This window comes from Patescibacteria group bacterium, assembly GCA_022563395.1.
In the GTDB taxonomy this organism is placed as follows: Bacteria; Patescibacteriota; Minisyncoccia; order Minisyncoccales; family UBA10102; genus 01-FULL-49-22b.
Genome location: JADFNM010000001.1, coordinates 591,854 through 614,888, shown reverse-complemented (window position 1 = coordinate 614,888; position 23,035 = coordinate 591,854). Strand labels below are relative to the sequence as shown.

Sequence of the window (23,035 nt, the reverse complement as noted above, 5' to 3'; positions counted from 1 at the left end):
GGCGATTCTTTGGTTCAACTTTACGAGCTCCGCGGGTAGAATTCGAACTGACTATCTTAATTTTCTAGTCTACAGATTGCGAGATGATTTAAAAAAGAGCTGTTGAGAAAAACCTGTGGATAACTAAACGAGATTTAAGCAGTGCTGCTTAAATCTCGTTTAGGATGTATTAATTAATAAGAATTAGAGGCCGAGGAATTCCCTTAAAACTAAGGATGGAATGACAAAGATATTGCCCTGAAGGTCGGCATCTGCAAGCCCTACTACCCTGCCTTCTACGTTAAACAAAGGGGCTCCGTCAACATTCTCCTGTTCTACAATTGAAGTTACCAAAGAATCCTCTTCTATTTTCTTTACAACCCCTACGTTCACAGTCAAAGTACTCTCGTCCGCCTCAACAATCTTTGCCAACAACACCACTCGTTCTCCAAGCTCAACTCCCCCATTTTTAACAAAGCCAGCTGTTTTAAGCCCTGCATCTTCTATTTTCAATAACACAAGGTTGCTTGCAACGTCTCGCTTAAGAATCTTTGCTGGCAAGGAATCTTGCCCTTCAGGATACACCGTAACCTTCCAACCATCCGGAACTAAAGAAGAGAGGGTAACAATTAAACCGTCTGAGGTATACACAAGACCTGAGCCCTGTCTGGCGCCGGCACTCTTTAAGGCAACCACAGTACCTTTTATCTGTTGAATGGTTCGCTGTACTGCCTCGTTCTCACGCACAAAAATCTGCTCTACCGGGGCTATTACCTGGGTTCTTGCGTTCCAGTCTTTGAGAAACTGCCAATTCTGAAAAGCAGGGTTTGCTGCCAATGAGGGCAACAAAAAGGCCTGGGACCAGAGTCCTCCAACGGCTCCCGCCAAAAACAGAAGCAAGAGTAAAAGAATACGCTTTGGCATTTACCGTGCTGTTTTTGCGAACTTTCCCTTTGGAGAGGTTTTTAAAGAATCCATAGACGAAAGCAATACAATCTCTTTGTTTTCTGCATCCACCCGAACTCTGCTCCCTGGCTGTATCTCTCCTGCCACAATTCTTAAAGATAGAGGATCCAACACCTTACGCTGAATGATTCTCTTTAAAGGCCGGGCGCCCAAAGAAGGGTTAAACCCCAGCTCTGCCAAAAGTTCTTTTGCCTTTTCTGTGACATCCATTGTAATTCCTTTAAGAGAGATGCGCGAGGCAACTTTAGTTAATTCCAACTCCACAATCTTTTTGATTTCTGGCTTTGTTAAGTAGTTAAAGATGATAATCTCGTCAATGCGGTTCAAAAACTCGGGCCGAAACTCTTCTTTGAGGGCTTCCATAACCTTGTCTTTAACTGCGCTCTTTTTTTCTTGAAGGTTGTCTCCCATAAAGCCCAGGGGAGACATTTCAGCTATGTGCTGGGAGCCAACGTTTGAGGTCATAATAATAATAGCGTTTTTGAAAGAGGCAGTCCTGCCTTTGGCATCGGTGAGACGGCCATCTTCCATTATCTGCAGGAGCACGTTGAATACCTCGGGATGAGCCTTCTCAATCTCGTCAAACAAGATGACGCTGTAAGGTCGTCTTCTGATTTTCTCAGTTAACTGACCTCCTTCCTCATATCCCACATACCCCGGAGGAGAACCAATCATGCGTGAGGTGGTGTGGCGCTCCATGTACTCTGACATATCCAGACGAACCAAAGCATTCTCATCATTAAACAAAAACTCAGCCAATGCCTTTGCGGTCTCGGTCTTGCCTACTCCCGTAGGACCCAAAAACAGGAAAGAACCCAAGGGTCTGTTTTCTTCAGATAATCCTGCCCTGTTTCTTCTAATCGCATTTGAAATGGCGACAACCGCCTCTTCTTGCCCGATAATTCTGCGCTTTAACACGTTTTCCATCTTTTCCAGTTTCTTTGCCTCCTCTTCCATCAAACGCATAACGGGAATGCCGGTCCAACTTGAAACCACCCTGGCAACGTCTTCTTCCACCACCTCTTCTTTGAGCAGGGGGTTGGTCTTTTGAAACCGTGCCAGCTTTTTTTCTTCTCCGCTAAGGCGCTTCATCAAATCCGGGATTGTTGCATACTTTATCTCAGCTGCCTTTTGTGAGTTTCCTGCTGTCTGTTCCCTTTCTACCCTAAACCTTGCATCTTCCAAGTCCTTTTTAATGTCTTTTATGGCGTCGATAACCTCTTTTTCTGACCTCCACTTTGACTCAATTGCCTTTGCCTTTTCCTTAAAATCAGCCAAGGCCCTGGCATTGGCCTTTACCTTTTTTTCTTGGACTCCCTCTGCCTTAAATGCTTCCTGTTCAATCTCAAGTTTTTGAATCTGCCGTTTTAAAGAATCAAGCTCTGCGGGCTCAGATTCCATTTCCAAACGCAAAGAGCTCATTGCCTCATCCATTAAGTCCACTGCCTTGTCTGGTAAGAACCTGTCTGAAATGTATCTGGCTGCCAGGTTTGCAGCAGACACCAAGGCCGAATCCTTAATCTTCACCCCGTGGTGCAGCTCATACTTTTCTTTAATGCCCCGCAAGATTGAAATGGCATCTTCAATGTTGGGTTCTACCACCAAGATAGGCTGAAACCTTCGTTCTAAAGCAGGGTCTTTTTCAATGTATCTTTGATATTCTTTTAACGTGGTGGCTCCAATTGCCCTCAATTCTCCCCGTGCCAAAGCCGGCTTTAACAGGTTGGAAGCATCAATTGCTCCCTCGGCTGCCCCAGCTCCCACCAAGGTGTGAAGCTCATCAATAAACAAAAGATATTTCCCCGCTGCTCTCTCAATTTCTTTTAACAAAGCTTTAATTCGGTCTTCAAACTCGCCCCGGTACTTGGTTCCTGCCACCAAAGCCCCAATATCCAAGGCGATGATTTCCCTTTCTTTCAGCGATTCTGGAATGTCCCCTCTTACAATCTTTTGCGCCAGGCCTTCCACAACGGCTGTTTTCCCAACGCCAGCCTCTCCAATGAGCACTGGGTTGTTCTTTGTTCTGCGTGACAACACTTGCATTAATCTTCGGATTTCCTGTTCCCTGCCAATAACAGGATCAAGTTTGCCCTGACGGGCTAAACGAGTGAGGTTTCTGGCATACTTTTCTATCACCTGGTACTTGCTCTCTGGAGTAGGGTCTGTAATGCGAACTCCCCCCCGAATCTGGGCTAAAATCTTTAAGGCCGTTTCATAATTTAAGCGGCCAAACTCTACTGTTTCTGGTCCTCCAATACTGGGTTTGAGAAAGCTGGTGCGCTCCAAGGTTTCTTTTGCTTTTGAATCCGTGTCTAGCAATGCCAAAAACAAATGTTCTACAGAAACATACTCGTCTCCCATCTTTGAGGCATCTTGGCGAGCCCGTTCCAGCACCTTTGCTAAATCCTGGGTAAGGTAAAACTGGCCAAGGGGGTTTACGGTTGTTACCACAGGGAGCCGTTCTAAGGCCGTTTCTGCCTTGCGTTTTAAACCGTCAACATCTGCCCCAATCTTTTGCAGCAGTGTTAACACCACGCTTTCATCTTGCGAAAGCAGAGAAAACAGCAAATGCAAAGCATCAACCTGCTGTTGGCTGCGCTCTTGGGCGAGATTTTGCGCTTGAAACAAGGCTTCTTGCGCCTTATGGGTAAAATTGCCTGAGTTCATAGGATGGGTTCTTCATACCACAAAAAAGGGGGCGGCGCAAGCTCCCACACTAATTGTGTCGCAGCATTTGCTGGATTTGTGCACAGCACACAACACGATTAGTGTGGGGGCAAGCTATTCTGAGCGTTCGCCCAAGGTGGCATTGAGAATGCGTTCTTGCCCCGAGCGCAGCACCTTAAGCACAACCTGGTCTCCGGGGTTGTACTGCTGGATAATCTTTGCCAAAGAATTCTCTTGCGTGATGCGCTCCCCGTTCATTTCCAAGAGAATGTCTTGAGAAAGAATCCCTGCCTCCTCTGCAGCTGACCCTGGGGTAACAGCAGCTTCCCCACTGGGGCCGGGCCTAATCCATGCCCCGTGCGTGACCGGCAGATTTTCTTTGCGCGCTATTGCCTCTGTTATTACAACATAGCGTACTCCCAAAAAGGGGTACACTATTTTGCCAAGTGTCCTTACCTGCTCAATATCACGCGTTGCCCTGTTTACAGGAATTGCAAAACCGATGTTTTGCGCGTCTAGCACGGTTGCGGTGTTAATACCAATAACTTGACCTGCCAGGTTAAGCAAGGGGCCTCCTGAGTTGCCCCGGTTAATGGCGGCATCGGTTTGTATGACATCCTCTATGGTTTCAACAAAGTTTCCCCCGGAAGCTGTAATGGTGCGCCCAAGCCCAGAAATAACTCCTACGGAAACCGTGTTGCGAAACTCAGCTAATGCGTTTCCAATGGCAATGACGGTCTGGCCTATTTTAAGGTTTGCAGAATCTCCCAAGACTACCGCAGGAAAAGGCTTTGCGGTAAAGTTGCCCTGAGCGTCAATAATGTTTTCTTGGTCAATTTTCAAGACCGCAAGGTCCTGCAAAGGATCTTTTGCCAGAACGCGAGCAGGAAAAGAGCGTCCATCTGTTGTAAAAACCGTGTAATCTGCCTCCTCATCTAACACCACGTGCTTGTTGGTAATGACGAACCCATCCTGCGAAACAATAAATCCCGATCCTCCTCCCACCTCGCGTTTTTCAGTTCCCTGCTGGCGGAATTGCGGAACCTGAAACTCAAATGGGCTGTGCCCCCCAAAGAAATCTCCAAAAGGGTCAACAAAGAACTGTTCAATGACCGGAACATCCTTGGTAATAATGATGCTTACCACGGCAGGAGAAACATTCTTTACCACGTCAATAATTTTTTGCTCTTGCGAAGTCTGGGGGATATACTCTTTTTCTACCACCGTCTCTTGTATGATGCGGTCTGGCAACTCAAATTCAACCTGTTTAAGCAAAGAGGCAACCTGTTGATATAAAACTCCCCCAACTACAGCTCCTCCCGCAAAACCAGACAACGAGGAAACCGCAACCACCAAAATCAAAAGAGAAATCAGCTCACGGTGCCCTAGTTTCTTTATGAGTTTTTGCAGTGGATTCATCTGAGGCCTTCTAGTGTTCTCCATATCGTATCCTCTACTTTACTTCTTTGCCCTGAGTTGTTCAACCGTCTTTTCCAGAATCTTCACGGTTTTCTCTATCTCTTCTTTTTTTGTATGCTTTCCCAAGGTTATGCGCAAAGCAGAGCGGGCTTCTGCTTGTTCATACCCCATACTCAAGAGCGCGTGCGAGGGTTCTTGAGACCTTTCCGAGCATGCCGAACCAGTGGAAACCGCAATCCCTTTTTGATCAAGCAGCAAAACAACATCCTTTCCTTCAACTCCCTTAATTAAAACATGCACGTTGTTTGGTAGCCTTTGCAATAAAGAACCCGTTAGTTTTGCGCCAGAGATTCTTTGTGGGATAATTTTCATGAGTCTGTCTCTTAACTGCCGTATCCTAATGTTTTGGACTCTGGATTTTGGATTTTGGATTTCTCGTATCGCCTCTCCCATGCCAACAATGCCTCCAACATTCTCTGTGCCGGACCTAATGTCTTGTTCTTGCCCTCCACCAAAGAACAGGGGGTGAATTGAAATCCCTTTCCTTATATATAAGACACCAACTCCTTTTGGCCCGTATATCTTATGAGAACTTAAGGTAAGCATATCAACCCCGAGCTTCTCCACGCTGCAGTCAAGATACAACGCTGCCTGCACGGCATCTGTGTGAAATAGTATCTGGTATTTTGTATCTTGTATTTTGTATTTCTTGATTATCTTTGCAATGTGAGGTATGGGCTGGATGGTACCAACCTCACTATTTGCATATTGAATGGATACGAGAATAGTGTTCTTTTGTATTGCCTTTTCTACGTCTTGAGGGTTTACAATTCCCTCTTTGCCAACCTTAACGTAGGTGGCTTCAATCGTGCCTTCTTTCTCTAACGCTTGAATAGGGGCCAATACTGACTCATGCTCAATTGCCGAGGTAACAACATGTGGTCTTTGCAAGGGAGACTCCCTTGCAACAATTCCTTGAATTGCAAGGTTGTTTGCCTCCGTAGCCCCCGAGGTAAACACAACCTCGTTTGCAGAACAACCAAGAAATGTGGCAATCCGCTCTCTTGCGGTCTCCACTGCAACTCTAGAGCGTTGTCCCAGCTGGTGTACAGAAGAAGGATTGCCAAACTCAGAACGTAAAAAAGGCGTCATTGCTCTTTGCACCTTTTGGTCTACAGGCGTGGAAGCTGCGTAATCTAGATAGACGAGCTTTTTCCTCATGGTTTCTTTACCGCCTCGTCGGCGGACCGCCGTTGAGGCGATTTGCTTTTCCATCCCTTGGGAAGATGGTTAAAACGATATTTAAATATGTCCGTCCGGATGGGGCCAATAAAGGTCATATATGCCTCGGCCAAAAAGTATTGGGTAATAATCTTTGTCATATCTTCTTCTGCGCGGCGCGGGGAACTGTAGAACCAAACGTTGGCTAAAAATCCAAACTTTCCTTTCTTTGACGCCGCCTGAATGTATTTGAAATCCTCCCCAAGCTTCACAGTTTCATCAAAACCTCCTACCTCTTCATGAAGCCACTTTTTCACCACAATACAGTTGGTCGCATGGGGGTAAAACTTCTCGGTGTTTTTAAAATAGAGTTTGTAGAGTTTTTCAAAAACACGATAAATCTTTTTCTTGCCAGGAAGTTTCATTACACACCCTGCAACGTCTAAACGACGCCGCTCAAACTCTTTTAAGAACTTTTTCAAAAAGTTTGGGGGAAGATTGGCGTCAGCATCCAAGAACACAAGAATGTCTCCCTTTGCAACCTTTGTCCCTTCGTTTCGTCCTTTTCCCGGCATGCCTCCTTTCGTGACCTTACACCCAAAAGATTTTGCAATCTTCACCGTTCTATCTTTTGAGCTGGCATCTGCAACAATAATTTCAAGATCTTTAATCCCCTGCCTTCTGACAGAACGCAGCACGATAGGAAGATACTCTTCCTCATTTAAGGTGGGGATGATAACGCTGATCATTTCTCAAGGATAAACAGAATCTGAGTAATGGGAAAACGCTGAATGTGTTCTGTGTGCACAAGCTTAAGGCCAAGATGTTCAAATGCTTCTTTCCATTCAGGAACCTTCTTGAAGTTATGGGGAAGATTCATCTTGTATGAGGGTTCTACCAATAAAGCAGGGAAATTCTCAAACGTGTCATAACAACACAGCAGGATACGTCCGAACCAAGAACCAAAAGTGTCTTCCATGATAATAACGCGCTTTTTACTCACTCGGACCGCTTCTTTCAACACCTTGGCTGGATCTTGGCAATGATGAAGCACAAACAAAAGCAGGGAGGTATCAAAAGAATTGTCGGCAAAAGGAATTGTGGTTCCATCGTACAGCAAAAGAGGGAGCTGAGTTCGGTTCAGGTTACTACTAATGTCCAGCAGGGTGACGTTACACTTTTTTTCCTGGTGGATTCGCTCTCCGTTCCATCCTCCTCCAGCTCCAATATCCAGCACGCTCTCTCCGTCTTGAAGGAAATGCTCAAGCTTGCCAACGAGTTGCTTTGCTCGCCTCCTCCCAATACTGTCTACCAACCAGCGTACGAAGTTTGCAATAATCATGAATAAACTTCTAAAATATGTTCTTTACCTCTTGCCAAAACTCTTCTCTGTTGTGGGTTTCTTTCATAAAGTACCACCATTCGCCGCCCCACAAATAGAAAGTATCCAGTCCAGTACTTTTTGCAAATGCAATGTTCTCTTGGAGCTGCGTGAGAGTCATGGTCTTTTCTTGTTCTTGAAATGTGGAGTTTTCTAGCTCCCCTTGCACCCAGGGCTCTGCCTGCAGCTCCCCTACCACCACCTCCTTGCCAAACAACTGTTTCACCAACCATGCTTTTCTTGCATAAAATACTGAAGGAAGCGGGAGAGAAAGATAGGTGTTCAGTTCCTCTGACCACACCTTTTGGTACAAGGTGACCGCCACCTTATCTCCCAGGCGAGCCATATTGAACCACAAGGACATCTCACCTGAGTCTGAGGTAAGGACTTCATGCTCTGCATCCAACGATTGTACCAGCTCTACCTCATCTTGCAAGAACGAGAAATCCCGAAAAGGGCATTCTCCAAAGGGAAGCAGGGGCTCGTTCTCCACCTGCCAGGCAAAGAGAGCTTCGTGCTCTTTGTACCTCAAAACTACTGCTTTAAGCATCTCGAGCACCTGCGCTCTCAATTCTTCTTTTGGAAGTTTCTCTGCCCATTCTGGGATATGACACTCTGGCCACCTGGGGGTTTTCATACCTACTGCCAAAAGCACCTTAGCTCCATAAGATGCTGCCTTGTCCATCTGCCAGTCTAAACCTTCAAAGGAAAACTGCTGGTCTGCTGGCTCCAGTAAATTCCAATGGGCAGCAATCCTCAGATTTTTGACGTTCAGGTCTTCAAGCAACGCCAGGTACACTTCTTGCCAGTCTAAGTTTAAATACGTTGCCTGTTTTTGAGAGAAGTTCACCCCCCAGGTAATATTCTCTGCCTCCTTGCCGCTTCCCACAAACAAAAACACAAATACCAAGACAAGAACAATTCCTGTAATAACAATAAATTTCTTAGCCATACGCATACCTCTTAAATGAAATTAAGGAATCCTTAATTTCATTAAGGAACTATTGGATTCTAAAGAATATCTCCGCCTGCGAGATGATGTTAAGACCTGTTTCTCTAGCTCTTGATAGCATCCAACTCCCCAAATTCGATCCGGAGAACCTCCTTCTAAGCTCTTGACGGACACCCCGTTTTTATACACGCCAATTTCTCGTATCAGTCCCGTCCCAACCGCTTCCCTCCATGCCTTTGTCGGTCCTCTTCCCCACCCTTCCCATGGAGTCAGGTCATCCATGACTACAATCGTATCTTGAGTCGCCAACTTCTTCATATTATGCAAATCGGTGATAACCGTATGGTAATCATGGCCCCCATCAATAAAGATAAGGCCAAACTTTGTATTGGGATTGTGCTCTACAAAACTGGGGACTGTTTTAAGAGAATTTCCCCGCACGAGCGTATGTCTCCCTGAGAATCGGGCATCGATGAATTCTTTGGCGTGCTTCACATACTTGTGAGTTCCGATGTCAAAGGAGGTAACCTGTATGTTATCTCTAGCAGACAAAAAGGCATAACTGGAAAATCCTACATTAAACCCAATTTCTCCTACGTCTTGTATGTCTGCATGTTTTTTTAACAAGGAAACAAAAAAATCAAACTCTTTCTTAGAGATTGAACCCTCGGGAATAAGTCGCTCTACCTTTTGAATATATCGTTTGAAAGAATCAAAAGAAAATTGCATACGCATACCTCTTAAATGAAATTAAGGATTCCTTAATTTCATTAAGGAACTATTGGATTCTATGACACTCGCAATATTTTTGGCGCCATTTCTCTCCATCTCTACAAATCCTTGCATGGCAGCTTCTGCAAACAAGCCTTGATTTAAAAAGTCTGGAATCCATTCATCGGCATGCTCCACCTTGAGCTGTGGTATGGCAACCCCCAAGCGCGCCAGCCACTTTTGGTTCTGCACTTCTTGAGACCCGATGGGAGGGGCAAGAAGCAAAGGAATGCCGAGGGCGGCATAGAAGGAGAGTTCGGAAGGCTTGGTCCACAAGATATCCGTTGCGCGTAAAACCTCAGTAAATCTTTTGAAGTACTTGTCCTTGCTCTTTAAAAAGACCACCTGAACCTCTTTTTTAGATAATCCCTCTTTTGCTGCAGCTTCCTTGAATCTTGTGGCTGCATCTTTATGGGTGGCGGCTACCATCTGCAACTTGAGCTTCTTTTTTTTCAAAAGAGGGGCTAGGTGGTGAATCATGCTCTGGCCCAGAGCTTGCTGAGCACCCGCTCCCCCTACGGCAAATGTGATAACTGGAGCTCCGTTGCGGCCTGTTGGCACCTTGCCAAGGTATGAACGCACCACATCAGCATACCGGGTTATGTATTTTCTCTTTTGGTCCAAGCGCACCAACCTTCTCCTTAAGTCCTCTTTTGTCTGGGTGAATCCCTCAGAGCTTGTGAACTCCTCTGGTAATGGGAACCCGGTCAGAGTAATTTTTTTCTTTGAGATTCCATACTGCAAAAGGCGCTCTGCAACCAGCTGACTGGGAGCAAGGTAGTGAATCTTGGTCTCTTTGGGAAAGAAGGGGACCCAAGCACGGGCAACATCGCTGTCGGTCACCAAAAGATAGATGTCTCCCCGGTATTTCCAGTGCTCTGCCATAAAAGCTGGAACCGGAAAGGTGCAGACCATGGGTAATGGGTGCTCATCCAGTTTTTCTATTAAATGCCTGCCCCACTCCTTTCTCTCGATTAATCCATAGATGGTTCTTAGTTGGAGTCCTGGGGGTTCCAAGGGGCGTTCTTTTGGATAAAAGGGCTTTATCTCTTGCACCTTGTCCATTAAGGAAAATACCAAATCTCCTAAAACCGGGATTTTCTTGAACTTTGAGATAAACTCATACACCCTCCGGGTTTCCCGCCACAGGGTGCGGTCAAGCTCTGGAATGCCAGGATAATCGTTTGCCGTGATTATTTTCCCTTTAAGAGCAATGCGCCGCAAGGTAAACGCGGCCCGCTGGTGCCCGTATCCCATGTCCACTGCAACAACCCACGCCTTTTTCATATGCCAATTTTATTCATAAAATTGCGGTTTCCACCGCCTTCGCGGGCAGTAGCCCGCTTCGGCGGGCAAAGGCCCGTGGTGAAAACTATTCAAATATATCATATCATTGTTTCCTCTCGGAATCGAAATCGCTTTTCCTGTTGCACTCTCCATGCAAAAAAGGAAGCTGGCAGCAATAAGGGAAGTAACACCCACAAGGGAAACCCCTCAACACTGCCCGCTGCAAAAGGAAACTCAGAGAGCGCTGTAATAACAAAGGAAAGATAGGAAAGGAGCAGCCCCACGGGAAAGGCAAAAAGGTAGGCTAAAAAAGGAAGAAGCATGCTCAACAAAAGAAAGAGAACGCCGAGAAAGAGCACGAGGGGAATTAAGGGAACAATGAGGAGGTTGCCCGCTAAAGAAACAAAAGAGAGTATGCCAAAGTGGTAAAGCACCAAGGGTAGAGTGAAAATCTGAGCCGTGATGCTCATAAAAACCACATCTCTTAACCCAAGGGGGTTGGGCAGGCGCCCAAATACATACTTAAACAAAGGAAGAAACAAGAGAATGCCAAATACCGCAAGAAAGGAAAGCTGAAAGCTAATGTCGTGCGCCAAGAGCAAAGGGTTAAAAAACAGCATAAAGGCCGCGGCAAACACCAAAACGCGCAAACCAACATTTCTCCTCCCAAAAAGACCCGCAATCAAAAAGGCGCTTCCCATAATCCCGGCGCGCAGGGCTGAAGCTTGAGAACCCGTGAACATCACAAAGAAGAGCAGAAACCCCAAAACCACAAGCGAACTCTTCTTTCTTGGTATTCCAAGATGTAACAAAAAGACAAAAAGCATGCCAGAGAGTATGGCAACATGCATTCCAGAGATTGCAGTAATGTGCCTTGTGCCCGTGGCATTCAGGTCTTCTTTCAATTCTTCTGGCAGGCCCGCCTTATTTCCCAAAAGCATGGAGGCCAATAAAGAGGATTCAGGCAGGGGAAGGGATGTATCAATTCTTTCTTGCAGTGTTTCCCTGAGGTTAAAAAGAAATGATGTTCCTTTTTGTTGAACTTCAATGCTGGGACGAAACATGACCCAGAAAATTCCTTCCTTTGCTAGATATAAAGGATAGTTGAAATCCTCAAACACCGTGGGCGTAAGGATTTTGCCAGAAACCAAAACCCTATCCCCTTGCCTGAGTTCCTCAAAAGAAGAAACGTAAAGCAGCACCCTGCCTTTCATGTGTGCGGGTTTCACTATTACTTTCATTGCCTGCTCGTCTCTTTCTGGTGACGTCACAATCCTTCCTTCAAAGGAAACGTCCTGGGGAAAAGAGAGCGGCTCTGGAAGCTTTGCTGCAGTAAGATAGTACGCCATGCTAAAGGCCGACACCGCAATCAATACCCCCATATGCACCACGCTCCACTTTCTCCAAAAGACACTGGCAAGTATAATGCCGACTACAAGGAGGGGAAGGATGAAAAAGTAGGAAGAAGAGAAAAACGAGGCGAAAAAAATTCCGGCTCCAAAGGCCAGAACAACACCAAACACAAACTGAGAAAACAGCATCAAGAAAACATTCCTTTTTTAAAACCCGTGGCAATGAGGGTAATCTTTACCTCACCTTTTTTCAAACTCTTGTCATACACGGCACCAAAGATAATGGTAGCTCCTGGTGCGAGCTTCTCTTTGATCTTTTGCGCTGCCTCATTCACCTCGGTTAAGGAAAGGTCGTCTCCTCCTGCCACGTTAAAGAGCACAGCCTGGGCCCCTTGAATGGACATGTTCAACAACGGTGAGTGGAGAGCTGCTTCCAGGGCCTGCTCAATACGCTGCTCACCCTTTGCCTTGCCTACCCCAAACACCGCCTGTCCGGCAGAGGCCATGATTCTTCTCACGTCCGCAAAGTCCACATTAACGATGCCAGGAACCGCAATGAGATCTGAAATGCCCTGCACTGCCTGGCGCAGGATCTCATCTACCTGCCAAAAGGCAGAAAGTACGGTGGTGTCTTGGCCTGCAAGCTCTAGAATCTGGTCGTTTTCAATAACCAAAAGGGTGTCTACCTTGCCCTGAAGTTCTTGCAATGCCCGGTCAGCCAGCCTGTTTCTCCAGGAGCCTTCAAAGGTGAAGGGTTTGGTCACCACGGCAATGCTCAAAATCTTTTGCGCTCTTGCCATTTCAGCTATAGGAACAATGGCACCTCCCCCTGTTCCTCCTCCAAGGCCTGCTGCCAGAAACACCATGTCGGCTCCCTTAAGCGCACTCTCAAGTTCTTCCTTGCTTTCCAAGGCAGCCCGTTTTCCCAGCTCCGGGTTCATGCCAGCTCCCAGCCCCTTGGTACTCTCCCTGCCAATGCGAATCTTGTGGTGAGCTTTGACTTTCTTTAAGTCCTGGGCGTCCGTGTTAATGGCAATGAGATCGACTCCCCGAATCTTGGCCTGTACCATTCTGTCTATCGCGTTGTTTCCGGCTCCCCCTATCCCAAACACCTTAATTACTGTTTTTGCTGTCATGGAATGAAAGACTTAAACAATCTTTTAAGAAATCCTGCTACGCGGGCAGGCTTTTGTATCTTGCCTCCTGATTCCTGCTCTTTTGCTGCATCCACCAGGAGGCCAAAAACCCCCAGGAACGCGGGGTCTTCCTTTGAGGTGGTCAAACCCCGAGGACTCCCTACCTTTGCAGAAAGCTTTAACTCTTTTTTGGCAAATTCTGCGATTTTCGGCAACTTTGCTCCCCCGCCGCACAGTACCACGCCTCCTGGCAGCTGACCCTGTTTCCCCAATTTCTTTAACTCCTTGTTTAAAAGCTGCAGGATCTCTTTTACCCGCTCTTCAATGATATGGGTGACAAACTTTGAAGAAAAGGTAAAGGTTTCCCCGCTGCCAAGCTCAATCTTTTCCATTCTTTTTCCTTTTATTAAAGAGGCCGTCCCAAACTCGGTCTTGATGCGCTCTGCCAGGTCGTGTTCAATCCGCAAACCAATGGCAATGTCATGGGTGATATTTTCTGCCCCCACAGGAAGAACCGCAATGTGTTTTAAATCTCCTTCTTCAAACACCGCCAGGGACGTGGTTCCGGCTCCCAGCTCTACTACGGCAACCCCCATCTCTTTTTCTTGCGGGCTCAATACTGCGGTAGCTGCCGCCAAGGGACTTGGAACCACGCCAACAATTTCAAGCCCTGCTTCTAGCACAGCATCGGTCAGGTTTTTTAAATCAGGGGAAAACAGGCATACTGCAATAATGTCTGTTTCCAAGCGCACAGCCTTCATGCCGATGGGTTCTCGAATACCCTGCTCCCCGTCCACCACATATTGGGTGGGGTATACCTCCAAAATCTCCTGGTTCTGCGAAAGAGAAAAGGTCTGGGCAGCCTGTAAAACTCGGTCCACGTCTTCTTTTGAAATATTGCCGTCGGCCCGGGATACCGCAACCAGACCATGGGAAGAAACCGCAAACAATCTGCTCCCTCCCAAAGAAACCGATACTTCTTCGATACGAGAAGAGGTCATCTGCTCTGCCCTACGCACCAAAATTTCAATGTGTTTTGTTGTTTCCTCGGGCCTGACCACCACGCTCTTTCTCACTCCAAATGAGGGTTCCTCGGCCACACCCAAAATCTCCAGAGCCCCATCTTCTCCAACTTCTGCCACTGCCATCTTTAAAGACTTTGTTCCAATGTCTAATGCCGCAAGGGTACGCTGTTTCATGAAAGATATCGCTGTTCTTTTTGAGTCATTTTCTTTTCGTCGTTTGAAGTCTTGTGGTCATACCCCAAGAGATGCAAGAGGCCGTGCACAAACATCCAAGAAACAGCCCTTTGAAAGGATATCTTGTATTCTAGCGCATCTTTACGTATTGCAGAAGGGCACAAAACAACCTCTCCCAGGGCCTCTTTGCCGCCGGGAAAAGCAAGCACGTTGGTTGCCTTGTCCTTGCCTCGCCATACTTTATTAAGCTCCCGCATCTTTTGGGGAGACACCAGAACTGCCGAGAGGTCTTTCTTCCCCGATTTTTCTTTCTTCAAGATGCGTTCTGCAAGGGTCTTGAGTTGTTTGACCCTTATTCGCTCTTTGGTGGAATTCTGTATTTCGACCATGGGATAATGCTGTATTGTACTCCTCCCTCTCCTTCTCTTCAACCTGTTTCAGCAAGGCCCTCTAGATGATATTATACTCTAAGGAAGACATTCAATAATACATGATACAGTCAAGGGGACAAATCAAAATTATCTCAATCCTCGTAGCTTTGATAACGTTCATCGTTGTCGACATTGTCATAGTATATCAGCGGCTATCACAGTCCAAAGAGACGTCAACGGAACAGAGCGAAGAACCCACGCCTCCATCTGAGAATAAGATTGGTACACCACCCACTGCTACAAAATCATCTCAAGCGCCTGAGAAAACTACCTCCCCAACCTCACCCATCCTAAAACCAGCACAACCTCCGGGTCCTATCCCAACACCCACAGCCACACCAACAGACGAACCAAGTTCGGAGCCGTCACCAGCGCCCGTACCACCGCCGACACCAACTTCCACTTCAACCCCTTCGTTAGGACAACCAGACCTTGTCATTTCTTCTTTTTCGCTTAATAGGTCAAGCTACACACCTGGAGAAACAGCTACTGCCACCATAAGCGTTACCAACTTGGGACAGAGCGACTCAAGCGCATTCAACACCCACCTTTACTCCAACACAAACTCAAACCCTGGGTGCAGCGCCCCGGGCGGTATTGACCACTGGACGCCATATAGTTTTTCGCCGAGCAGTTCTGATTCATGGTCGGTAAGTTTCCAAGTACCAGTATCTCAAGGAACTTATGCCGCAAGGATGTTTGTCGACATGGCATGCACAATCACCGAATCCAATGAGGGTAACAACTATGCAAACGTAAGCTATACTGTTTCAGCTCCAACCACTTTCTCTTCTCCACCCGCAATTTCTGTTTCCGTTCTCGTTTTGAAATACTTCCCTGCCGAAAACGGGGACGGCAACCTTGACCCCGAAATAACCGGAATGAACGACAGCCTCGTTTCTATAAGGACAAAAGTAAATCAGCTAACAACGGATATAGTGAATTCGCTTGGGAGCGCAAGCACCTATCATGGATACAAAGATGCCGCTGCTACACCTTCTTTGCAATATAGTGTTATAGAGGATAAGGAATTTTTGAAACCCAAGCCTATTTCGACCAATGCAATCCCCTGGGATCCAGGTGTATTTAGGCCTGATTATAATCTCATACTGACTACTGATGTTAGTATATGCAACTATGTGGACAATCTTGGTGTCAGGGAGGTGTGGATATGGGGTTACCATTTTGGCAACATCAATCCAGTTGAAAGTAACATGGCAATGGGTACCACGTCGCAAGTCCAGTGGAACCATGGGACATATGGAGATGTAAGCAACAGCGAGCAAATTGACGATTTGCCCACCTGTACGCAATCATACACACTCTACAATTATAATTATGCACGTGGACTTGCTGAAGCGCTTGAAAATCACGGTCATCATATCGAATCAATCTTCAGATTTGTCGATGCAACACTTTGGAACAAATTCCAGCTTCCCTATGGAGAACCTTCTCCTACTGTCAACAGCTGCGGGTGGACACACACTGGCCCTAATTCCAAAGAAGAATACGACCCAGGATGGACCAGCGAAACAATAGTAAAATCCAACTGCGAGGACTGGCGCCCGGATGGAAGCGGTGAAGTAAAGGATGTCAGCTGCCATACATGGTATGGGACAACGTGCCTTGCGAATGGCGGAGTTGAATTTAAGAAGTGGTGGATGCAGAATATCCCAGGTAAAAATAACGTCTTGACATATCTGGGTAGCCAAATGAGAGATTGGTGGGAGTTTATAGGAGATTTTGATGGGGCATTAAGTAAAGGTAAAAGTCTTACTTTCTGAGAAAATTGGGATAAAATAGGGACTATTTTTCCCATGCAGCCTCTTTTTCTCTTTTCTATTCAATTTAGCTATTCTAAGAAACAATGAATCGTTTTCTCCTCATCCTCTTTATGGCTGTTTTCTACGCCTCAATCCTGGGGGGCTCCTTTCTCTTTTGGCAAGACAAGTTTCAAGCCTCTTTGGTTCCTCCCCTACTAACGCAAGAAACAAACAAAGAACAAATAACCCTGCTTTTTGTTGGGGATATTATGCTGGACCGAGGCGTAGAGTTTTACATAAAAGAACACCAGGACTGGAAATGGCCCTTCTTAAAGATAGGTAATTACTTAAAAGGCGCAGACCTTGTCTTTGCAAATCTGGAAAGCATCATTTCAGATAAAGGAGAAAAACAAGGAAGTATCTATTCTTTCAGGGCAGATCCAAGAACTCTGGAAGGATTAGTGTTTGCTGGCATCGATGTTGTTTCTGTCGCAAACAACCACAGCTTGGACTACGGCATTGAAGCGCTGCTGGACTCTGGAGAACGGCTACAGCAAGCCGGGATTACTCCTGTGGGTGCAGGGAACTCGGAGAGGGAAGCCAGGGCTCCTGTTCTCTATGACGCGGGAGGCACAACCGTTGGAATTCTTGCCTACACCGCTCTTGGCTCCCCTTTCTGGCAGGCCGGAGAAAAGACTCCTGGTATTGCATGGATAGATTCCTCTTTGCTTGAACAACTCAAGCTAAACATCAAGAAAACAAAACAGCAGGCAGATATTGTTGTTGTTTCTTTTCATTTTGGAGAAGAGTATCAAACAAAGCCAAACGCCGTGCAGCAGCTTCTTTCCAGGACCGCGATTGATGCTGGCGCCAACCTTGTTATTGGCCACCATCCCCATGTCATACAACCCATAGAACGCTACAAGCAGGGGTGGATTGTCTACAGCCTGGGAAACTTTGTGTTTGACCAGGGCTTTTCAAAAGAAACCATGGAAGGAATGATACTCAAAGTTCTTCTGCACGAAAACAGCATAACCCAAGTTATGCCTCTTATGATAGAAATCTCTTCTGAGTTTCAGCCGGCTATCTCTACAGAATCTATGTAATAGGTGTCGAGCACCTTGAGAACACGCAAGAGCCGAACCTGCGGGAGCAATGCCGCGTTCTCAATCTCCACCTGCGCCCTGAACTCGTTTGTACCCACCTGCTCCAGTTTTACTACCTTGTAACCCAAGATGCGCTCTTTTAAAGAAAAGACGCCTTGCTGTTCTTGCACCACTGCGTTTTCTGTGAGAAAGCGAAGAGCAAGCTTTGAGTTTCCTTCTTCTAATGCATTAAGAAAAGACGTGATGGTTGTCTTTGCAGACTGTCTTTCAATCTCTTCCTTTTGCTCGGCTAACTGCTGTTCAATTAAAGGCAGGCGCTTTTCTTCCAAGCGATAGTACTGCCAGGCAAGCACAAGCTGCCCTGCCACCACTGCAATAATGGCTATGGCAACGCCTTTCCATGCGCTCTTGTTAAAAAATCGTGGCTCTTCCACAAATATAGATTCTACTTTCCCAACAGTTTCTTTATCTCAAAAAGGAGATTCGCAGCAGCATCAGAAATAGAAGCTAACTGATTTTCTATATTTTCTAGTCCTAATCCCGAAACTATGCTGAAGTTAAGGGTTTTAGAATAAGTACCGTAACCAATGTTTCCAATAACCGGAGTTAAAGTAGCTGTAACATTAATTAAGGCACCAGAAGTGTTGGTAAACTTTAGATATGTAGAACTGTTTGGCGCGAGACTTCTATCAATATCACCACAAAAGAAGTTTGCTCCGGTAATAGCATCGGTGCTAGTAAGCCCTGAATGGCAAGCTATTTGCAACTCAACACCATCGGCCCCAGCGCTTGTCCAGGAGAATTGTATTGATCCACCATAAGCATCGGTTTCTGTGTAGTTGAATGATGTGATGGACAGTGAAACAATGCTGAAGGTATTATTGCTCCAATCTCTTGCAACCACATCTGCCCCCACTGCTACAGTATTAACACCATCTACTCTTATCTTGTAATTTCTTGGCAGAGTGCTGCCTCCTGGTAATTGGTTTTGGACAATTGTCCAATCGTAATATCCTTGGACAGCAGAAATGACTCCGTCGTAAGTATAGTTGGTTGAACCAGAACCAGTAATGGTATCATCTTCAATATAGATTCTGACATAATTCACACCACTGGCAATCCAGGATATTCTTCTGATCTCGCCGACTTTCCAGCTTTCCCCTCCGTTGGGAGAAAGAACGGTAACGGAAGGAGTTGTAGTTGTTGCCGAAACAATGCTGAATACATTGCTTTTTGTATGGGCAACACTTCCAGTCCAAACATTGTCAATCTTGCTCCCACAGTCATACACAAAAACTCTGTATGAACCGGTGGGGATTTCCTTCCCATCTGCAGCATACCCAACTTTCCACTGCCAGCTTACATTGGGTGGAACGACATTATCTGCAATATAATCACTTGCGGTCCCACAAAACTTAAGAACTGCAACTGCCACGTCTATGTCTGAACGAAGCAAATTGATGACAAATCCGCCGAGCGGCACAGAAGGCGAAAACTTCAAATTTATATACCTCGTGGTCCCCTTTTCCAGGGTTTCACCGTTTGGATTAAGAGAAGAGACGGTGATGAAGGGGGTAGAAGGAGGGTTTATACGCACGGTGTATCTGGTGCGAAAAACTTCGCTTATACCGCTCACGGTAACATCTATCTGCATAAGAAGATCTGCCGGTTTTTCAAAGATTGGAACAGTGACTACTTCACTCCCATCGTTTGGGGTATTGTATTTTAGGGCCCATGCTTGATCCGTTCCGATATTGTAAAGCTCAATCACGTTAATGTTCCCTTGAGAAGAAATTCCAGAAGTTTGCCATCGAATCGTCTGCTGTGATCCTCCAACCCATGTTTCTCCGATGCCAGGAGAAGTAATGATGAGAGAAGGAGTTGCAGTCGTTGCCGAAACAATGCTGAATGGTGCATTGCTTGTATCAGATTTTCCTGGACCCCCTCCATCAACATATATAATAGCTGAATAGACATTTGTACCCCCCAATAAACCTCCAGATAATGCTCCCAACGAGGCTGGAACGGTAAAACTGTAACTGCCCGTATTAGTAGTGTTAACAATAACCGCTTCTCCGCTTCCCAGCTCTGTACTGTATCTATTATCCCGCAACCCTATTTGAACTGCTGTATATGAAGGATATCCCGTTGCGCTCCATTGAATTGTATAAGTCGCTCCAATCTGCCAGATTTCCCATCCATTTGGAGAAAGAACGGTGATGGATTTTTCTGATTTCACTTCACAAACGTCCATGGAGCTAACTTGGCCATATTTTACTCCCACATTCTGGGCGCAGTACAAACCTGCAGCGCAGTCAGCATCGGTATCGCAATCACCCTGCTCAACGGTACATTGGCTCGCTGCAGTACAGTAAGCCCAATCCCAAAGAGGTTTTTCTGGAATTTCTACTGGTGTTTCTTCTGGTTTTTCAGTGGGTGGAGGCGTTATACCTTTACATCCATACAACTCGTTCAACTTCGCCCGTGTGGTTGTTCCTACAAACCCGGTTCCAAATTGTAGTCCATGGGGAGCGAGCACGTCTGCTTTGTATTTCTGTTGAAATCCAACAACTGCAGAAGCGGTGTTCTCTGTAAATACGCCCGTAGTAATATCGCTTCCAGCACTAAATCCTTGCTTCTGAAGCGCTGTGTGAAGCGCTTTTACGGCGGCAGTGGTGCTCTGAGCAAAACCAAGATTAATATTAAAATCATAACAAAAAGCTGCCGGTTGACCCGGGGCTCCTGTAAGCTGCTGCTGGAGTTGAGCTATCTTGGCTTGAAGTTGAATAATCAAAGCTTGAAGTTCATCCACTGTTACTGCTTTTGCGGGGTGAACATTCACAACGAAAACTCCACTCAAAATAGCAAAAAACGCTGCGAGAAAGACTATTTTTTTAAAACTCATAATTATATTAAAGAATGGTAGTATTCTCCAAACTCGCCTTTTATTCATGGTACCCCCTCCTATTTTGAAGTCAACAGGTCTTTTACAATATTTGCCACCAAGGCGCCATCTGCTTTTCCTTTAATCTGGGGGGTAAGTTCACCCATCACCTTGCCCATGTCTTTTATACTTGCAGCTCCGGTCTTTTGAATGGCTTCTTTCGCAAGGGTTCTGATCTGGTCTTGTGTGAGTTGCTCTGGGAGGTATGTTAAAAGAACCTTGAGTTCTTGCTTTTCCTTTTCTGCAAGCTCGGGCCTTCCTCCTTTCAAAAAGGCTTCTTCTGCCTCCCTTCTCTTTTTTGCCTCAGCTGCCACCACTGCCTGTATCTCCTCGTCTGAAAGTTCTTCATCTTTACCCTGAGCTTGCCTGAGGGCTTCTTTTTCTTTGTTCACCATGGCAGCCATCAACATTCTCAAGGTGCCAGTTCTAACCTCGTCCCCCTCTTTGAGGGAGGTTTTCAGGTCTTCTTTTAATTGTTTTTTGAGGTCCACCCCGTTAGAAATTTCGCTTTTCATACATAATAAACATTGTCTTAATTTCTAACGGGGTTCATTATGCGGCGCCCAATTTTCTCTTTTTCTCGTACTCTTTTCGTATCTCCAGCTTTCTTAACACCGCTCGTTTTCTCATTTGAGCTGACTTTACCCGCTTTCTGAACTGGGACTTTTTTGCGTTTATCAAAATCCCACTGTTTTTCAATCTTCTGCTGAAACGACGAATAAGGGCTTGATTAGTTTCCCGTTCTTGTCTTTTAATTTCGAACTTGGAATTTTTCATGGTTTCTTACCTGTTTGCGCAGGCAGACCTGCCAATAAATGAAGATGGATGTGGTCTATCACCTGTCCTCCTTCCCTGCCAACGTTGAAATGAAGTTTGTATCCGGCAAGGTTGTGCTGGCGTGCGACCTTTTGGGCGGTCAAGATTAAATCTCCCATTAGTTCTTTGTCTTCTTCCTGAATATGATCAATGGAATGAATGTGCTTTCTCGGGATAATCAAGAGATGAAGAGGAGCTTGTGGATGAACGTCATGGAACGCAATAAACTTGTCATCCTCAAAGACAACGTCGGAGGATGCCTCTTTTTGTGCTATCTTGCAAAATAAACAATCTTCTACGGCATTCATGCGGTTTTTTTAAGTCTTTTCTTTAATTCATCTACAATCTTCTCCATTTTCACGGTCACCTGCTCGCCCGTATCCATCCTTCGAATAACAATGGTTTCGTCTAATACCTCCCGCTGGCCCAAAATCAAGGTGTATTGAACCTCAAGCTTGTCTGCCCGTGCAAGCTGTGTTCTCAAAGAATCCCGCCCAAGAGATTCTGCAATGGAAATCTTTGCTTTGCGCAGTTCTTCTAAAAGTTTCAAACTCTTTTTCTTCGGCAAATCTCCCAGCTGGGCCAGGAACACCTTGGGATCGGGTATCTCTGCTGCAGGAAATCCCTTTTCCTTCATTAGGGTAATAATGCGCTCAACACCGGCAGCAGCCCCCGTGGCAGGGACATCTTTTCCTCCCAAGAGCTTTACTAAATTGTCATACCTTCCCCCTCCCACCAGAGCGTTTCGAGAAAGCGTTTCTTCTCCTTCCTTTTGCTCTTCTCCTTCGGAGGATCTCCCCGGGGGAGACACTTCTGCCTCAGAAAAAATCTCAAACACGGTCTTGGTATAGTAGTCCAATCCTCGAACCATATAGGGGTCTAGATGATAGGGGAGGTCGGTTTCGTCCAAAAACTCCAACAGGGACTTAAAATGCGCCTTGCAGTTGTCGCACAGATGATCTAAAATCTGGGGAGCTTGGGCCTTTACTCTCTGGCATTTCTCTTCCTTGCAATCCAGAACCCTCAGAGGATTTTCTCTCGTTCTCCTTCTACAATCAGCGCACAAAGAGTTTTGGCGGGGACGCAAGTAGTTCACCAACACCTTTTTGTAGTAGGGACGGCACTGGACGTCTCCAATGGAGTTTACCTCAATAATGAGGTGGCTGAATTTCAATTCCCTTAAAATGGCGTAGAAGATTTGGATTACTTGAGCATCAATGGCAGCACTTTCCTCTCCAAATACCTCAAAGTCAAACTGGTGGAACTGGCGAAACCTTCCTGCCTGAGGGTGTTCATACCGAAACAAGGGTCCAAAGGTATAGAGTTTTACTGGCTGGGAGAGATTAAGCATGCCGTGCTCATTGTACGCTCGAACAATTCCCGGGGTAAACTCAGGGCGCATCGCCAAGGCGTCTCCCCCTTTGGTTTTCATGGTATACATCTGTTTTTCCACGATGTCGGTGGACTGCCCCGTACCCCTTTCATACAATTCTAAGTCCTCTACCATGGGGGTATCTATTTTCCCAAAGCCATAAAACCTTGCGATATCGTCCACGGTGCGGTAGATTTTCTCAAAGTATGGCTGTTCCTCTGGCAGGATGTCTCGCATGCCAGTCGGGCGCTGAAACTTTGGTCTTCTTGCCAT

General features: G+C 46.1%; 21 protein-coding genes. 2 read left to right on the top strand and 19 right to left on the bottom strand.

Features of this window, described 5'->3' with window-relative positions; genetic code table 11:
• Window positions 1-183 precede the first annotated feature (183 nt).
• From IH982_03390 to ybeY, 13 genes are all read right to left on the bottom strand, one after another.
• Complete coding sequence (locus tag IH982_03390; GenBank protein MCH7828873.1) at window positions 184-903, bottom strand: serine protease; 720 nt, start codon at window positions 901-903, stop codon at window positions 184-186.
• Window positions 904-3,612: an AAA family ATPase gene (locus IH982_03385; GenBank protein ID MCH7828872.1), complete on the bottom strand. Its 2,709-nt coding sequence runs from the start codon at window positions 3,610-3,612 to the stop codon at window positions 904-906. It lies immediately after the preceding gene.
• A gap of 114 nt (window positions 3,613-3,726) precedes the next feature.
• On the bottom strand, window positions 3,727-5,055 hold the full coding sequence (locus tag IH982_03380) for a trypsin-like peptidase domain-containing protein (protein ID MCH7828871.1): 1,329 nt from the start codon (window positions 5,053-5,055) through the stop codon (window positions 3,727-3,729).
• 15 nt (window positions 5,056-5,070) lie between these two features.
• Window positions 5,071-6,252: a cysteine desulfurase gene (locus tag IH982_03375; protein MCH7828870.1), complete on the bottom strand. Its 1,182-nt coding sequence runs from the start codon at window positions 6,250-6,252 to the stop codon at window positions 5,071-5,073.
• Window positions 6,249-7,001, bottom strand: coding sequence for a glycosyltransferase (locus tag IH982_03370; GenBank protein MCH7828869.1), 753 nt, complete (start codon window positions 6,999-7,001; stop codon window positions 6,249-6,251). Before IH982_03370 ends, IH982_03375 begins: the two co-directional genes overlap by 4 nt.
• A complete protein-coding gene (locus IH982_03365; protein MCH7828868.1) occupies window positions 6,998-7,594 on the bottom strand; it encodes a class I SAM-dependent methyltransferase in 597 nt (198 codons plus the stop codon). The genes IH982_03370 and IH982_03365 overlap by 4 nt, the downstream gene beginning before the upstream one ends.
• 10 nt (window positions 7,595-7,604) lie before the next feature.
• The gene (locus IH982_03360) at window positions 7,605-8,585 is read right to left on the bottom strand and encodes a beta-galactosidase (protein ID MCH7828867.1); all 981 of its coding nucleotides are present in this window, start codon (window positions 8,583-8,585) and stop codon (window positions 7,605-7,607) included.
• A 21-nt stretch (window positions 8,586-8,606) separates the two neighbouring features.
• Window positions 8,607-9,314 (bottom strand): class I SAM-dependent methyltransferase, encoded by a 708-nt coding sequence (locus tag IH982_03355; GenBank protein ID MCH7828866.1) that lies wholly within the window; start codon window positions 9,312-9,314, stop codon window positions 8,607-8,609.
• A 21-nt stretch (window positions 9,315-9,335) separates the two neighbouring features.
• A complete protein-coding gene (locus tag IH982_03350; protein MCH7828865.1) occupies window positions 9,336-10,643 on the bottom strand; it encodes a hypothetical protein in 1,308 nt (435 codons plus the stop codon).
• A gap of 98 nt (window positions 10,644-10,741) precedes the next feature.
• A complete protein-coding gene (locus IH982_03345) occupies window positions 10,742-12,184 on the bottom strand; it encodes a ComEC family competence protein (GenBank protein MCH7828864.1) in 1,443 nt (480 codons plus the stop codon).
• Window positions 12,184-13,131: a cell division protein FtsZ gene (ftsZ, locus tag IH982_03340; protein ID MCH7828863.1), complete on the bottom strand. Its 948-nt coding sequence runs from the start codon at window positions 13,129-13,131 to the stop codon at window positions 12,184-12,186. Before ftsZ ends, IH982_03345 begins: the two co-directional genes overlap by 1 nt.
• Complete coding sequence (gene ftsA, locus IH982_03335) at window positions 13,128-14,330, bottom strand: cell division protein FtsA (GenBank protein ID MCH7828862.1); 1,203 nt, start codon at window positions 14,328-14,330, stop codon at window positions 13,128-13,130. The genes ftsZ and ftsA overlap by 4 nt, the downstream gene beginning before the upstream one ends.
• A complete protein-coding gene (gene ybeY, locus IH982_03330) occupies window positions 14,327-14,719 on the bottom strand; it encodes an rRNA maturation RNase YbeY (protein ID MCH7828861.1) in 393 nt (130 codons plus the stop codon). The genes ftsA and ybeY overlap by 4 nt, the downstream gene beginning before the upstream one ends.
• A 101-nt stretch (window positions 14,720-14,820) precedes the next feature.
• Here ybeY and IH982_03325 point away from each other — a divergent pair, with 101 nt between their 5' ends.
• Both IH982_03325 and IH982_03320 read left to right on the top strand, forming a co-directional pair.
• Entirely contained in the window at window positions 14,821-16,545 is a 1,725-nt protein-coding gene (locus tag IH982_03325; GenBank protein ID MCH7828860.1) for a hypothetical protein, read from the top strand.
• Window positions 16,546-16,628: 83 nt separating this feature from the next.
• Complete coding sequence (locus IH982_03320; GenBank protein MCH7828859.1) at window positions 16,629-17,630, top strand: CapA family protein; 1,002 nt, start codon at window positions 16,629-16,631, stop codon at window positions 17,628-17,630.
• Here the strand turns inward: IH982_03320 and IH982_03315 are convergent.
• Genes IH982_03315 through IH982_03290 form a run of 6 tightly spaced genes read right to left on the bottom strand, consistent with a single transcriptional unit; the run spans window position 17,600 to window position 23,035 of the window.
• Window positions 17,600-18,064, bottom strand: coding sequence for a hypothetical protein (locus tag IH982_03315; GenBank protein ID MCH7828858.1), 465 nt, complete (start codon window positions 18,062-18,064; stop codon window positions 17,600-17,602). The two genes, IH982_03320 and IH982_03315, sit on opposite strands and share 31 nt — an antisense overlap.
• An 11-nt stretch (window positions 18,065-18,075) precedes the next feature.
• Window positions 18,076-20,535, bottom strand: coding sequence for a peptidoglycan-binding protein (locus tag IH982_03310; protein ID MCH7828857.1), 2,460 nt, complete (start codon window positions 20,533-20,535; stop codon window positions 18,076-18,078).
• 59 nt (window positions 20,536-20,594) lie between these two features.
• A complete protein-coding gene (locus IH982_03305; GenBank protein ID MCH7828856.1) occupies window positions 20,595-21,089 on the bottom strand; it encodes a GatB/YqeY domain-containing protein in 495 nt (164 codons plus the stop codon).
• Window positions 21,090-21,126: 37 nt separating this feature from the next.
• Window positions 21,127-21,351, bottom strand: coding sequence for a hypothetical protein (locus IH982_03300; GenBank protein ID MCH7828855.1), 225 nt, complete (start codon window positions 21,349-21,351; stop codon window positions 21,127-21,129).
• Window positions 21,348-21,698, bottom strand: a complete 351-nt coding sequence (locus tag IH982_03295) for a histidine triad nucleotide-binding protein (protein MCH7828854.1) — start codon at window positions 21,696-21,698, stop codon at window positions 21,348-21,350. The genes IH982_03300 and IH982_03295 overlap by 4 nt, the downstream gene beginning before the upstream one ends.
• The gene (locus IH982_03290) at window positions 21,695-23,035 is read right to left on the bottom strand and encodes a histidine--tRNA ligase (protein ID MCH7828853.1); all 1,341 of its coding nucleotides are present in this window, start codon (window positions 23,033-23,035) and stop codon (window positions 21,695-21,697) included. Before IH982_03290 ends, IH982_03295 begins: the two co-directional genes overlap by 4 nt.

Coding starts and splice junctions, on each gene's coding strand:
- IH982_03300 (MCH7828855.1), bottom strand. CDS start 21,351: ATGAAAAATTCCAAGTTCGAAATTAAAAGACAAGAACGGGAAACTAAT.
- IH982_03385 (MCH7828872.1), bottom strand. CDS start 3,612: ATGAACTCAGGCAATTTTACCCATAAGGCGCAAGAAGCCTTGTTTCAA.
- ftsZ (MCH7828863.1), bottom strand. CDS start 13,131: ATGACAGCAAAAACAGTAATTAAGGTGTTTGGGATAGGGGGAGCCGGA.
- IH982_03350 (MCH7828865.1), bottom strand. CDS start 10,643: ATGAAAAAGGCGTGGGTTGTTGCAGTGGACATGGGATACGGGCACCAG.
- IH982_03360 (MCH7828867.1), bottom strand. CDS start 8,585: ATGGCTAAGAAATTTATTGTTATTACAGGAATTGTTCTTGTCTTGGTA.
- IH982_03390 (MCH7828873.1), bottom strand. CDS start 903: ATGCCAAAGCGTATTCTTTTACTCTTGCTTCTGTTTTTGGCGGGAGCC.
- IH982_03380 (MCH7828871.1), bottom strand. CDS start 5,055: ATGGAGAACACTAGAAGGCCTCAGATGAATCCACTGCAAAAACTCATA.
- IH982_03305 (MCH7828856.1), bottom strand. CDS start 21,089: ATGAAAAGCGAAATTTCTAACGGGGTGGACCTCAAAAAACAATTAAAA.
- IH982_03295 (MCH7828854.1), bottom strand. CDS start 21,698: ATGAATGCCGTAGAAGATTGTTTATTTTGCAAGATAGCACAAAAAGAG.
- IH982_03355 (MCH7828866.1), bottom strand. CDS start 9,314: ATGCAATTTTCTTTTGATTCTTTCAAACGATATATTCAAAAGGTAGAG.
- IH982_03365 (MCH7828868.1), bottom strand. CDS start 7,594: ATGATTATTGCAAACTTCGTACGCTGGTTGGTAGACAGTATTGGGAGG.
- IH982_03325 (MCH7828860.1), top strand. CDS start 14,821: ATGATACAGTCAAGGGGACAAATCAAAATTATCTCAATCCTCGTAGCT.
- ftsA (MCH7828862.1), bottom strand. CDS start 14,330: ATGAAACAGCGTACCCTTGCGGCATTAGACATTGGAACAAAGTCTTTA.
- IH982_03370 (MCH7828869.1), bottom strand. CDS start 7,001: ATGATCAGCGTTATCATCCCCACCTTAAATGAGGAAGAGTATCTTCCT.
- IH982_03345 (MCH7828864.1), bottom strand. CDS start 12,184: ATGCTGTTTTCTCAGTTTGTGTTTGGTGTTGTTCTGGCCTTTGGAGCC.
- IH982_03320 (MCH7828859.1), top strand. CDS start 16,629: ATGAATCGTTTTCTCCTCATCCTCTTTATGGCTGTTTTCTACGCCTCA.
- IH982_03290 (MCH7828853.1), bottom strand. CDS start 23,035: ATGGCAAGAAGACCAAAGTTTCAGCGCCCGACTGGCATGCGAGACATC.
- IH982_03375 (MCH7828870.1), bottom strand. CDS start 6,252: ATGAGGAAAAAGCTCGTCTATCTAGATTACGCAGCTTCCACGCCTGTA.
- IH982_03310 (MCH7828857.1), bottom strand. CDS start 20,535: ATGAGTTTTAAAAAAATAGTCTTTCTCGCAGCGTTTTTTGCTATTTTG.
- ybeY (MCH7828861.1), bottom strand. CDS start 14,719: ATGGTCGAAATACAGAATTCCACCAAAGAGCGAATAAGGGTCAAACAA.